Origin of the sequence: Acidithiobacillus ferrooxidans ATCC 23270, assembly GCF_000021485.1 — a bacterium.
GTDB classification, from domain to species: Bacteria; Pseudomonadota; Gammaproteobacteria; order Acidithiobacillales; family Acidithiobacillaceae; genus Acidithiobacillus; species Acidithiobacillus ferrooxidans.
Genome location: NC_011761.1, coordinates 1,055,518 through 1,069,749, shown reverse-complemented (window position 1 = coordinate 1,069,749; position 14,232 = coordinate 1,055,518). Strand labels below are relative to the sequence as shown.

At 59.1% G+C, this 14,232-nt stretch carries 5 protein-coding genes and 1 pseudogene; 1 reads left to right on the top strand and 5 read right to left on the bottom strand.

The genetic code is table 11. From position 1 onward, the window contains the following. Positions 1–188: 188 nt before the first annotated feature. A pseudogene (locus AFE_RS05745) lies at positions 189–369 on the top strand (IS21-like element ISCARN4 family transposase); the annotation flags it as partial. A 263-nt stretch (positions 370–632) separates the two neighbouring features. Here the strand turns inward: AFE_RS05745 and AFE_RS16020 are convergent. From AFE_RS16020 to AFE_RS16330, 5 genes are all read right to left on the bottom strand, one after another. Next, positions 633–1,070 carry a hypothetical protein gene (locus tag AFE_RS16020; RefSeq protein WP_148208610.1) on the bottom strand — a complete coding sequence of 146 codons (438 nt, stop codon included), beginning with the start codon at positions 1,068–1,070 and terminating at the stop codon, positions 633–635. 163 nt (positions 1,071–1,233) lie between these two features. Beyond that, positions 1,234–2,391 (bottom strand): glycosyltransferase family 9 protein, encoded by a 1,158-nt coding sequence (locus tag AFE_RS05740; protein WP_012606885.1) that lies wholly within the window; start codon positions 2,389–2,391, stop codon positions 1,234–1,236. Next, positions 2,388–4,475, bottom strand: a complete 2,088-nt coding sequence (locus tag AFE_RS05735) for a tetratricopeptide repeat-containing sulfotransferase family protein (protein ID WP_012606884.1) — start codon at positions 4,473–4,475, stop codon at positions 2,388–2,390. The genes AFE_RS05740 and AFE_RS05735 overlap by 4 nt, the downstream gene beginning before the upstream one ends. Further along, positions 4,468–5,058, bottom strand: coding sequence for a prolyl hydroxylase family protein (locus AFE_RS05730; protein WP_049759436.1), 591 nt, complete (start codon positions 5,056–5,058; stop codon positions 4,468–4,470). The genes AFE_RS05735 and AFE_RS05730 overlap by 8 nt, the downstream gene beginning before the upstream one ends. A gap of 88 nt (positions 5,059–5,146) precedes the next feature. Then, positions 5,147–14,206, bottom strand: coding sequence for a hypothetical protein (locus AFE_RS16330; protein WP_049759435.1), 9,060 nt, complete (start codon positions 14,204–14,206; stop codon positions 5,147–5,149). Positions 14,207–14,232 lie beyond the last annotated feature (26 nt).

The window sequence follows — 14,232 nt, the reverse complement described above, 5'->3', positions numbered from 1 at the left end:
ATCACCTCAGTCAGCCGATTAAACCCCTCAAACCAGCCTGCACGCGGCTCTTGTACCGGCCTTCTGAGCAGAGACTTGCCTTCCATAAGAATGTCTACATGGTCGCCGATTCCACAGGCCGCCAGAAACGCAGGTGGAATGAGAATGCCACGTGAATTGCCAATTTTCCGTATGCAGGTACGCATGTCCAGACTCTGGCCAAGGTCAGCGTGCAAATCGCCGAGCGCTGGATACTGGCCCGGCTACATCATTGCCAGTTCTTCACCCTGGCTGGCGGAACTCAACGCGGCCATCCGCTCCTTGGTGCTGCGGCTCAACACCAAGCCCTTCCGCAAACGGCTGGGCTCCCGCGCGGAGGTCTTCGCCACCCAGCCGGAAGCTGAGTAAAATCCCAGAAGTCGAGGGGACCGAATGGATGCGCAAGCACCTGTTCACCAGTGTGGAGGCCGTTTACGCTCAAATTACGAAAACACCCTGGCTGCCGACGGGGTGTTTACCGGCCATTGCCGGGCTTTAACTGTTTTTTCTGAGATAAAAAACCCGGCGAAGCCGGGCTGAGTGTCTAAACTAGAGACCTTTATAATATCTCCCGGTAAACCACAGGATACGCCGCTCGGTTACCGCTTATCGGACTACGACGGAATTTTGTCTTGTCCGATCACGAATATCGCGATGCCACGACTAGAATTGTTACCGAAGTCCTTGATAGACAAATTGTTTGAACCAGTATCTTCTTGATCAGGATTGGTGTTGCTTTCCCGAATTAAATTAGTGAATGAAGGAGTGCTACTATATTCTAAGGTTGTAGTTACTTGGACCGTAAGGCCTGTCCCAGCACAATAAAAGTGCATAGTAGCGTTAATAGATGGGGCACTCTGCATAATATAGATGGCTGTGGGGTTCACACTAAAAAACCCATCCTGCTCAAACTCAACGTATCCAGGACCACTGGCACTCTGAGCTGGAATAGTTGATGGCCATGCATCATCCAAATTTTCGCTATTTGCCGAGTCAAGCGTCATCTGGTAGGGAGTGCAGTTGTATATTTGAAAAGTTTGGTTAAAAGACATTGTATTTTCTCCTTTAAGTATGGCCGCGGTTTGCCATTAAAAATGTGATCTGTTGCGACCAATAAACAGAACACATCATTTCGTGCTGAGGTGTCCAGCACAAATCCGTATCAATAAAACATGATCTGTTCTTTGCAATCATCCCCGTCTTGCCCCTGATTCACTACGCTGGAGAATATTCTGAGGCCACCCAATCGACAGCCACTCGTTCCAGCACCCCTTGCCAATCCCCTCTGCGGGATTGCCGGAACAGGCGATGGGTGGGGTACCAAGGGGTGTCCTCCCGCTCCGTCATCCATCTCCACTCAGATTCAAACGGTAACAGCACCCAGGCGGGGCGGCCGAGGGCCCCGGCCAGATGGACTGGGGAAGAGTCCACGGAGATCAGCAAATCGGCGATCTGCAGAATGGCGGCGGTGTCCTCGAAGTCGCGTATCTCGTCGCTCAGGCGGCATAAATTCATGCCTGTTGGGGCAGGCTGGTAGGCTGCCGGTCCTTTCTGGATGGCCAGGAAGGAAGCAGCGACCATGGCAAGAGAAGCGAATTGCTCCAGACGCATGGAGCGGTTGCCATCGTTGGGATGGGTAGGTCGCCCTGCCCAGGTCAGGGCGACCCAGGGGCGGGGGAGGTCTTGCAAGCGCTCTTGCCAATGTTCGATTCGCCTGGGGTCGGCCTGTAGATAGGGCATCTCCAGGGGCAGATCCGAGAGCTGCAGGCCCAGGGCGTGGGGAAGGCTCATCAGTTCGCAGTGGGCGTCGAAGTGCGGCGGCAGCGTTCCCCGAGGCTGTACCAGGAACTCGGGATAAGCCCGGCGTATCAGAGAAAGGGACTCGTGATTGATCTCGACCAGGATCTTCGCCTCGCTGTTTTTCTGGGCGGCACGGAGTAGGCGGATGAACTGAAAGGTATCGCCATAGCCCTGTTCATCGTGGATAAGCAGGGTTTGGCCGGAGATCGGGCGTCCGTCCCAACGAGGGGCGGCCTGGATGTGTCGGGCGAGGGCCGTGGTGTGCGGCAGATGATAGCGGAATCGGTACTCTTCCCAGCCGCGCGCGAAGTCCCCCAAGGTAAGCAGGGTATCGGCGAGATCGTAGCGCGCCGGGAGATCACCGGGGAGGGTCTCGACGATCATCTCCTGTATCTTGCGTACGGCCTCGAACTTGCCCTGACGGCGGCAGGCCAATGCCAACAGTTTCCAGAGGGGGATGGGGCCCGTACCCCCCTGCAGATAGGGATGCAGGAGGGTTCCCACCGCCTCGGGGAGATCAGCGGCGATAAGCGCCTGACCGTGGGCAAGGAGTTCGGCGATGGAACGCTTCATGCCTCGGGATCGATCTCCAGCACCTCCAGCAGCGGCTGGAGCTGCGCGGCGTGGATCTTCCAGCGACCGACGGAGCTCCGATAGATGGGTTTGCGGACCTGATTGACGCTCGCCGTCTTCACCGCTCGGCGGGTTTCGTAAAAGTGCTTGCAGCCGAGCTCCCAGTCGAGGCCAAGGAAATCGAGCAGACGGCGGGTTTGATCTTCCTGGTCGTCCACCACCGCCTCGTAGTCCACTTCCAGAAACTGGCTGGCAGGGAGAATATGCCGCCAGTGCTCCATCAGCCTGGCATAGGCCCGGTAGAAGCGCCCGAGTTCCTGCAGATCGTACGAAAAGCGCTGCTCCCCAGAGAAGTTTTTGCTGTAACAGGACAGGCAGGTATCCACCGGATCACGACGACAATGGATGATCTTCGCCTCGGGCAAGAGCAGCGGAACGAGCCCCGCATAGAAGAAGTTCGCGGGCATCTTGTCGACGAGATAGCGGGCCTTATCAGCGAGCGGGGTGATTCGATCCCGATATTGCTGGCCGAGGCTCCGAAGCTGCTCTGGAGGGAGAGACACCAGGGCCTCGGGATATATCCCGACCGCATCGATGATGCGACGCAGATCACTCAGTTCCCCGGCACCGTGTATTGCGGAATGAGAGGCGAGGATCTGTTCGATCAGGCTGGTGCCAGAGCGGGGCATGCCGACAACAAAGACGGGGATTGCTTCCGCAGCGGCTTGCGATATGGACGGAATATGCCACTTGTCTTTCGGGAACAGGGTGATGATCCGCTCCGCCAGTGCATCGGCCTGAGCGGGATCGTAGCTGAAAGTGGCACGCTTGGCGGCATTGCCTGCGTGCAGATGGGCAAAGGCACGTTGCGAGTCCTGCAAGTCCAGATGGGCTTTGCCGAGGGCAAAGTCCAGCAGCATCCGGTCGCGGGGCAAAAGCTCTTGCTCCAGCAGGGCCTGCATGCGGGGCAGCAAGGCGTCCTCGCGCGCAAAACGATGCAGATCGGCCCAGTTGTACCAGGCACTGGCCGAGTGGGGAAAACGCTCGATGGTCTTCTCGAAAAAGCGTTCGGCCTCCGTCCTGGCGCCCTGCTCCATGTGCAGCACCGCCTGACTGATCAGTGCGTCTTCCGCCTTGACCCCGGGTAGTTCGCCAGCCTTGGCATAGGCGGCCAGAGCCTCTTCGTGCCGCCCCAGAGCCTGCAGAACACTACCACGGGCGTATTCCGCATCCGCAGATTCCGGGGCATGTTGCACCGCCTGCTCAGCGGCTTGCAAGGCTTCAGGCAGGCGTTCGGCTTCCTTCAAGAGGGTGGCCTTGGTGGACCAGGCCTGGGCGTTCTGAGGCTGAAAGGCAAGCAACGCCTCGACCCAGCGCAGGGCAGCATCGGGGTTATGCCGCTCCTGTTCGGCAGCGGCAAGATTAATATAGGCATCCGTCAGATGCGGATCGAGCGTAATGGCCCGGCGTCCCGCATCGATGGCCGCTTCGATCTCGCCCCGGTCGGTGAGGAGCTTGGCGAGATTGCTGTAGGGCTGCGGATAGGCGGGATCGAGGGACATAGCCTGCCGCCAGTACTGCTCGGCAGCGCTGAAGTCTCGCTGCCGCAGACAGGTATTTCCGAGGTTATTGAGTACCTTGGGATCTTTTGGCTCAGCGGTGCGTACCCGTTCCAGGTATTCCCGGCTCTCGTCAAATCGTCCCATCTCCTGCAGGAGGATGCCCAGATTGTTCCAGGCGCCCGAGAGTTGGGGATCGCGGGCGAGCGCCTCGCGGGCGGCCCGCTCGCCTTCCGCGAGGCGTCCGCGTTGGCGGAGCATCTCGGCTAGATTGCTCCAGTAGACCGCTGCTGCCTGAGGCGAGGCACAGGCCTGGCGGAGATACTCGATAGCGGGGTCCAGACGACCATAGGCATGCGCCATGAGACCCTGCAGGTGCAGGGCGTCGGGCTGACCAGGGAAACTCGCCAGAATGCGCTGGCAGATCTGTTCGGCCTGGGCGGCCTGTCCGGCCTGCCAGTGGGCCTGGGCCCGTTGCAAGGCCTCGGAGAGGGTCATGGTCGGGGCTTGGAGCGGGTCAGACATAGGCTTCCTGGCGTATCCATTGAGTGGCAATCCATTTTTCGCCTTTGCGCACCGGGAGGCCGGCGTGCAAGGAAAGGGGGTGGCGCTGGCCTTCTTCGTTCAGATTGCGGAAAAAGACCCCACCTCCCGGAATTGGCGAGACCTGCAGCCCCAGTTCCGGGAAGGCCGTCTCTCCGCCTTCCTCGACGGCATTGAGGTAAAGGATGAGAGTGGCCTGGCGGTTGCCGCCTTGACGCAAAGTCGGGGCATCAGCCGCAAAAGCGTCATAATGCGGCTTATACTCCCCGCCCGGGCGGTAATGCAGGATCTGCAAGGGCTCCTGACAGTCGATGGGGATGCCGGTTAATTGGGCAATACCCTCGGCCAACGACTGTAGGATGGGATAGTCGTCGCGCTTGGGCCAGGCCATTTCCGAAACCCGTTCACCATGAGCTACCTCCTGCCCGGTTTGCTCGTCGGTCACCGTCGCCGGGCGCAGCAGAGATTGTCCGATGGCGATGAGGTTCTGGCAGTTCTCGGGCGTGAGCAGACCCGCCCAGGCGCTGAGCCCGATACGGTCGACCTGTAGCAAACGCTGTGGCATTTCTCCCCCATGGAAAACGCCCGGCACGGGGCCAGGCAGAAGACACCGATACCCTAGCGAAACCGCTTGCCCGCGATAGTTGACCAACTCACCACCGATAGCGGGCGATGAGGTCGAAGCTGTTGAAGTGGGTATCTCCCGCGAACTGGCCCTCATAGGCAAACTTCGCCACCCAGGGACCCTTGCCCTGCAGGGTCAGGCCCACACCGGTGTCGAGCGCGCCCGCCGGAGCCACCAGGGTCCGAGCGAGATTGTCGCCCAGGTTGCGGGTCTGTTGCAGCACATTCAGGTGCAGGGTACCGACGTTGGCCGCCCCCCCCAGTTCTACCCAAGGAATCCAGGTGAGTTCCCCCGCACGCAAATCCATGCCGGTACGCAGCCCCCCGGTGAAGTTGCCGATGTTGGTACGCATGGCCGCTGTCTGCAGGTTCAGGAGTCCCGCTCCCTGTTCGTCCAGGGCACCCACGGCGGTGTGCAGATAGGTGAACTTGGCGTAGGGGATGACAAAAGCGTTGTCGATGGGGACCAGATACTGGAACTGGACGCCGGTGCCCAGGAACCAGCCGTTGGCACTGGCACTCGCGGTGAGATTGGTGGGTAGCAGTCGCCGGTTGGTGTCGAGGGTCAGGGCACCGGTACCGAGGTCGCCCGAGATCCGCAGGTGACCAGCGGTGTAGATGCCATAGGCGAAGCCGCCAAAAGCGTGCCCATGGGCCTGCTGGTAGACCGATCCCGTATCAGTCCCACTACCGGACAGGGCTAAGCCCAAGGTCAGGCGCCGGGTGATCGCCGTTCCATAACCGGTTACACCGCCGTAGTCGCTGACACTAGAGCCGCTGCTGCGTCCAAAGCCACCAAAGCCCTTGGCCCAGGCGCCGAGATGGGTGCTGGTGAAGTGCATCCGGCCCTCGCTGTCCAATACACCCTGGGAGCCATCGAGGACGGTGCTCAGGGTGCTGTGCAGACTCTCATTGCTGATATAGGGCAGATTGACGGCGCTATATCCTGTAGAGAAGACCTTGGATACCAGCTCCGGCTGCCGCGTGGAGTGCGGGACGAGCGCCGGAGCCGGAGCCGGAGCCGGAGCTGGAGCTGGAGCTGGAGCTGGAGCTGGAGCTGGAGCCGGTGCCGGTGCCGGTGCCGGTGCCGGTGCCGGTGCCGGTGCAGGTGCAGGTGCAGGTGCAGGTGCCGGTGCAGGTGCAGGTGCAGGTGCAGGTGCAGGTGCAGGTGCAGGTGCAGGTGCAGGTGCAGGTGCAGGTGCAGGTGCAGGTGCAGGTGCAGGTGCAGGTGCAGGTGCCGGTGCCGCCGTCAGGGTCAGAACAGCATTATCTGCCGTGTAGTTCAGGCTCGGGGCGATGTAGCTGGCAAAGGCCGGGGCATAGTTTACGGAGGCAAATTTGCCCGTGATCCCCTTGGTCGTCGTGATCAGGTCGTAGACGTTGGTACTGCCGTTCTGGACGAAGCTGCCTTCATCCAGAACATCCAGCACACCGTTCAACTGGGCACTGCCGGTAATGGCCAACTGGCTGTAGTCCACCCCAGCCGTTGTATCCTGCGGCGTGATCAGCATCGCCAGGGTGCCCGTCGAGCCCTGCACGTAATCACCGGTCAAATTCAGCATCCCCGGCGCGTTGGTCGTCCCCGATACGCTGGCGATGGTCAGCATGCCTTCGTTGGTCACGGTGCCCACCGTCCAGGTGTCGTTTACCGTCCAGTTGCCGGTCTTCTGAATGGTCAAAGATCCGTTGGGATCGTTGATGGGCGTACCCGTCCCCATCACTGGGTCGCCTTCCAGCAGGATCGTGCTGGCCGTGGTGCCGGCATCGATCGTGCCCTGGATGTCACTGCCGGTACCGAAAATCAGGGTGTCCGGACTGTTGGCAATGGAGATGGCGTTGGCCACCGTCCCGTTGCCCGTACCAATAATGGTGCCCGTGTTGGTCAGCGTCGTACTGGCGCCATCCAGATAAATGCCGGTTTGGCCACTGATGACACCCCCATTGCTCAGGGAGCCAATGGTGCCGCCGCCGCTATAGGGGGAACTATTATAAATGCCGTAGCGGCGACCGCTGATGGTACCGCCAGCCTCGTTGGTCAGGGAGTTGATGCTGCCACCGTTGTAAATGCCATAGCTAATGGTACCGCTGATGCTACCACTGTTGCTCAGAGTACCAATGCGGCCCTCGTTAGCAACCCCATCCAGGCTACCGCTGATGCTCCCATCGTTACTCAGGCTGGCGATGGTAGCGCCGTTGTAAATGCCTAATTTGCCGCTGATGGTACCCATATTTGCCAGGGTGCCGATGCTGGCGGCATTGTACAGGCCCGTAGCATTGCCGTTGATGGTTCCGCTATTGCCCAAGATGCCGATATTGCCTTCGTTGAAAATACCGGAGCCATTACCCGAAATGAGGCCGCCATTGATCAGTGCAGCGACGGGGCCATCATTGAACAACCCCGCCTTGCTCCCGGAAATGGTCTCACTGTTATTCAAGGCAGTGAGCGCGCCCAACACATCGGCATTCGCGGCAAAGGTACCAATGGTCGCGGCATTGACGATGCCATACGCCTGCCCGCCCAAGGCGCCCTGATTGACCAGGGTACCATCGGCCAGGCTGATGGGTGCCAGTGTGCCCAGAGTCAGCGTGCCCTGCAATTCGACGGTGCTGGCCGTGGTACCCGCATTGATGGTCCCCTGCACATCGCTGCCGGTGCCGAAGATGAGGGTATTCGCAACGCTGCCAGCGATACTGATGGCGGTGCCACCCGTGCCGATGATGGTACCGGTGTTGGTCAGAGTGGTGCCAGCTCCAGCGAGGAGAACTCCCATCTTGCCCTGAATGATGCCACCGTTACTGAGGGAGCCGATGCTGCCGTAGTTGACGATGCCGCTGTTGCCACCGCTAATGGTTCCACTGGCAAGATTGTTTAAGGTGCCGATACTGCCATTGTTGTATATATCACTGTTGTCACTGCGGATGTCTCCACCATTCGTCAGGGAACCGATGGTACCGGTGTTGGCGATGCCACTGGTGCTGCCGCTAATGGTCCCACCGGCAAGGTTGCTCAGTGACCCGATGCTGCTGCCGCCAATGTTGACAATTCCGACGTTGCTGCCGCTAATGGTTCCACCGGCGAGATTGTTCAAAGTGCCGATGCTGCCTTGGTCATATATGGCTTTGCTACCACTGCTGATCTCCCCGCTGTTATTCATCACATCGATCATGCCACTGTTGTTGATGCCCAGATACTGCTTGGACAGCAAGCTGCCGCTGTTGCTCAGGGTGCCGCTGATGGTTCCGGTGGAAGTCACCACCACACCGCTGGTGGTAGCGACATGGACCGGAAAACTCCCGATACTCGTGGAGATGGTCGCTACGGTTGGCGCTGCCACGGGCGCCGGTGCCGCCGTCAGGGTGAGGATGGCGTCGTTGGCCGTGTAGTTCAGCGTTGGCGTGAGATAGCTGGCAAAGGCCGGGTCGTAGTTCACCGTGGCAAAGGTGCCCGTCAGCCCCTTGCTGGCGGTGACCAGATCGTAGACATTGCTACTGCCGTTCTGGACGAAGCTGCCTTCATCCAGAACATCCAGCACACCGTTCAACTGGGCACTGCCGGTGATGGCCAACTGGCTGTAGTCCGTCCCTGCCGTAGCGTCTTGGGGTGTCACCAGCATCGCCAAGGTGCCGGTAGATGTCTGGATGTAATTGCCCGTCAGATTCAGCAGCCCCGGCGCGGTTGTGCTACCCGACACCGCGCCAATGGTGAGAATGCCCTCATTCGTGACCGTACCCACGGTCCAGGTGTCGTTCACCGTCCAGTTACCCGTCTGGGCAATGGTCAGGCTGCCGTTCGGATCGTTGATAGGCGTCGTCGTGCCCATCACCGGATCGCCTTCCAGCAGAATCGTGCTGGCGGTGGTGCCGGCATTGATGGTGCCCTGCACGTCACTGCCCGTGCCCAGAATGAGCGTGTCGGCGCTGTTGGCTATGTTGATCGCCGTGCCGCCCGTACCGATGATCGTGCCGGTGTTGGTCAGCGTCGTGCTGACCCCATTGAGGGAAATACCTGTCTTACCCTGAATGGCACCACTGTTGCCTAAAGCTCCGATGCTGCCACTGTTGGTAATACCATAATAGCCACCACTGATAGTTCCGCCGGCAGCATTGTTCAGACTGCCTATCCTGCCGGCGTTATTGACAATTCCGACAGCGTTGGCGCTGATGATTCCACTGTTGTCCAGGCTGACGATACTGCCTTCATAGTTGAGAATGCCTGCGTTGGTACCGCTAATGGTTCCGCCTTTTTCGTTGCTCAGACTGCCGATACTGCCGCCGGTATTGTTAAGAATACCAGCAGTGTTACCGCTCACGCTTCCGCTGTTTTGCAGGCTCGCCAAGCCACCCAGCACATCTGCATTTGCGGCAAAGGCACCAATGGCCGCGGCATTGACGATACCGTACTGCAACCCGCTCAGCGTGCCCTGATTGACCAAGATGCCGTCCGCCAGACTGATGGGTGCCACAGTGCCCAGAGTCGGGGTACCCTGCAGTTCCACGGTGCTGGCGGTAGTCCCCGCATTGATCATGCCCTGCACGTCGCTGCCGGTTTGGAAAATCAGTGTAGCCGGACCACCGGAGATTTTGATCGCCGTACCATTCGTACCAATGATCGTACCCGTATTCGTCAGGGTGGGATTGACCAGTCCACCCAAATTAAGAGCGGTTTTGGCGGTGATGGTGCCACTATTGACTAGTGTGCTCATCGACCCCTGATTGGAAATGGCGGTACTGCCACCGCTGATCAACCCCGAATTGTTGAGGGTACCCAGGCCATTGCCGTTGAACAGTGCGGCCCCCGTTCCCGCATCCAGAATCGTGCCCTTGTTCACCACGGTTTGCAGCGCCCCGTTATTCTGCAAAGCGCCCAAATGCCCAGCAGGCGCGATGGCCAATGAACTGATCACCCCGCTGCTCTCATTTTGCAGGTCAGTAATGGTGCCTTGATCCAGAATGCCGGTTGCACCCCCGATGGTGCCGATATTTGCCAGCGTGCCGATGCTGGCAGCATTGTACAAGCCCGTAGCATTTCCGTTGATGGTTCCGCTATTGTCCAGCGTACCGATATTGCCTTCGTTAAAAATACCGGAACTATTACCCGAAATGAGACCGCTGTTACTCAGTGCAGCGACGGAGCCATCATTGAACAGACCCGCCTTGCTCCCAGTGATAGTCCCGCTGTTATTCAAAGCAGCGAGTGTGCCCAGCACATCGGCATTGGCGACAAGGGTGCCAATGGTCGCGGCATTGACGATGCCGTAGTGCTGCCCATTCAGGGTGCCCTGATTGACCAAGGTGCCATCGGCCAGACTGATCGGTGCCACGGTGCCCAGAGATTGGCTGCCCTGCAGCTCCACGGTGCTGGCCGTTATCCCGGCATTGATCGCGCCCTGCACATCGCTGCCGGTACCCAGAATGATCGTACTCGCGCCGTTACCCAGACGGATAGCCGTGCCGCCGGTACCGATGATGGTGCCGGTATTGCTTACCGTCGTGCTGACAACTCCCGCCAGATTCAGCCCGGTTTTTCCGGTAATGAGCCCGGTATTGCTCAGACTACCCAGTAAGCCACCACTATTGTTGACACCATCGTGCTGCCCGGCGCTGATCGTACCGCTATTGGTGATCGTGCCAATGGTAGCCTCGTTGAAGATGCCGGAGACGCTACCCGTGATGGTGCCAGCATTGTCCACGCTCCCCAACGCGCCGTCATTGGCCAACCCGTAAGTGCCTCCGGTGATCAAGCCCGTACTGGCATTTTCCATCTGGTCGATGCTGCCATAGACGTTTGCAAACCCAGTTCGATTGCCGCCAATGCTCCCGCTATTGCTGAGCGTGCCAATCTCCCCGCCATCGGTCAGACCCGTGCCATTGGCAGTCATGATTCCGCTATTGATCAACGCCGCAATGCTGCCCTGGTTGGTGACTGCGTTACTGCCGCCGCTAATGACTCCGCTATTATTGAGCGTGCCCAGAGTCCCGGCGTTATAGAGTTCCAGCCCGATGGTTCCTACCGTGCTGATCGTTCCCACATTATTGAACTGGCCAACGCTGCCCGAGCTCAGGGAGACCTCGTTGATCTGGGCCTGGCTCTTATTGTTGACGGTAGCGATGCTGCCGGTGTTGAGCAAACCAAAACTTTTGCCGCTAATGACTCCGGAGTTAGACAGAGTGGTAATGCTGCCAGCATTGCGCAGGGCCGTCTTCTGACCCACACCAATCGTGCCCGAGCCCGCATTACGCAGGGAGCTGATGGAGCCACCGTTGGTCATGGCGTCCATGAGGCCCAAGTTGGTCACACCCTCTAGACCGCCAGTGATGGTACCACTGTTGCTGAGACTTCCAATGGTGGAGTTATTGCCGTTGGCCAGACCCGTCGCCTCACCTTGCAACAGCCCTAAACTACCATTGACCAACGTCCCGATGCTCCCAAAATTGGCGAGCGCAGAGACGTAGGAATGGCCCACGGTCCCCACTGTGGCCAGGATTTGGCCCGTATTGATCAGAGAGCCGATAGACCCGCCGTTGGCGAGGGCGTAACCCAAGGTGCCCGTATCCACTAGTTGCCCACTGTTGGTCAGCGTGCCCACGCTACTCTGCCGGGCAACCGCCAGTGGCGAGGTGCCCTCCACCAGCCCTTGATTGTTCAGAATTGCCAAGTTGCCCAGCACCTCGGCTCCCAGGGCTTGCGCCATCAGCGTTGGAGTCACCACAATACCAATGCTATTACCCTGCACCGTACCCAGATTGATCAAGGCACCATCGGTCAGGACAATCGGCGCCACGGTGCCCAGAGTGGCGCCATCCAGTTCCACGGTGCTCGCCGTGGTGCCCGCATCGATGGTGCCCTGCACGTTACTGCCGGTGCCAAAGATCAGATTGGAGGGATTGCTGCCAGAAACCACAATAGCCATGCCGCCCATGCCGATGATCGTCCCGGTGTTGCTCAGGGTGGCGCTGGCGCCGTTGAGATACAGTGCGGTTTCGCCGCCCTCAACAGCCCCACTGTTGATCAGACTGCCAATGCTGCCGCCGTTGGCGGAAATACCGGTGCGGTTGCCAATGACGCTGCCGCTGTTACTCAGGCTAGCAATGCTGCCCTCGTTGTCAATGCCTACGGCGTTACCGCTGATACTGCCGCGGTTGATCAAACTGCCAATGGCGCCACTATTATCAATACCGAAGTAGCCGCTGATGCTGCCGCTGTTACTCAGGCTAGCAATGCTGCCCGTGTTGACAATGCCGGTATTGCCACTGATGGTACCGCTATTGTTCAGGATACCAATGCTGCTGCCGTTAGAAATGCCATCGGTGCCGCCGTGGACGCTGCCGCCCTGCCCATTGCTCAGGCTGGAAATACTGCCATTATTGTTGATGCCCAAGCCGCCGCTGACGGTGCCGGAAATGGTCCTGCTACCATCGAGAGTGCCACTGTTAGCCAAACTGCCGATACTGCCGGTGTTATACACGGCGATGCTGTTGCCACTGACCGTGCCACTATTATTGAAACTGCCGATGCTGTTGGTATTCGCAATGGCATAACCGGTCGCAGAGTCTATTACCCCAGAATTGCTGAGCGTATTGATCAACCCAGCGTTCGAAATGGGATTTTGGACAGCTACCGGCAATACCCCGCTATTGGACAAGGTCCCGGAAATCGTGCCGGTGGAAGTCACCACCACGCCGCTGGTGGTAGCGACATGGATCGGAAAACTCCCGATACTCGTGGAGATAGTGGCGACGGTTGGGCCTGCTGCGGCCGCCGTGAGCGTCAAGATGGCGTCGTTGGCCGTGTAGTTCAGCGTCGGCGTGAGATAGCTGGCAAAGGCCGGGTCGTAGTTCACCGTGGCAAAGGTGCCCGTCAGCCCCTTGCTGGCGGTGACCAGATCGTAGACATTGCTGCTGCCGTTCTGGACGAAGCTGCCTTCATCCAGAACATCCAGCACACCGTTCAACTGGGCACTGCCGGTGATGGCCAACTGGCTGTAGTCCGTCCCTGCCGTAGCGTCTTGGGGTGTCACCAGCATCGCCAAGGTGCCGGTAGATGTCTGGATGTAATTGCCCGTCAGATTCAGCAGCCCCGGCGCGGTTGTGCTACCCGACACCGCGCCAATGGTGAGAATACCCTCATTGCTCACCGTACCTACCGTCCAGGTATCGTTGACCGTCCAGTTACCCGTCTGGGCAATGGTCAGGCTGCCGTTAGGATTGTTGATGGGCGTCGTGCTGCCCATCACCGGGTCGCCTTCCAGCAAAATGGTGCTGGCCGTGGTGCCCGCATTGATCGTGCCCTGCACGTCACTGCCCGTGCCCAGAATGAGCGTGTCGGCGCTGTTGGCTATGTTGATCGCCGTGCCGCCCGTACCGATGATCGTGCCGGTGTTGGTCAGCGTCGTGCTGACATTTGACAATTCCACACCGATCTTACCGGAAATCTCACCGCTATTGCTGAGCGCACTAATAGCGCCCATATCTCTGATGCCGGCAGAGCTCGTCCCAATGATGGTCCCGGTATTATTCAGGCTGCCGATACTACCCTCCTGATCATTGACGCCATTATCGACCCCGCTGATCACTCCTGTGTTTTGTAAAACGCCAATGGTGCCTGAAAGGTCATTGTAGAGGCCCGATGCGGAGTGTGCGCCACCAATGCTACCAGCATTCGTTACCGTACCAATATTGCCAGAGTCGTTGTAAATGCCCCGTGTACCAGCAATATTCCCACCTGCAGCATTACTCAAACTGCCAATACTGCCGCCCAGGTTAAAGACACCGGCCCCATAGGACATAGAACTACCGCTGTAAAGACTTCCACTGATACTGCCGGTGTTTTGCAAGCTCGCCACGGTTCCCAGCACGTCGGTGCCGGCAGCCAGAGTTCCGATGCTTGCCGCATTACCAATGACAATTCCAAATTGCGGGCCGCCCAACGTCCCCTGATTGACCAGCGTGCCGTCCGCCAGACTGATCGGTGCCGCCGTTCCCAAGACGGCGCCATTCAGCTCCACGGTGCTGGCGGTAGCGCCCGCATTGATCGTACCCTGCACATCGCTGCCGGTGCCGAAAATCAGGGTGTCCGGGCCACCGGTCATGGAAACTGCGGTACCCTGTACCCCGA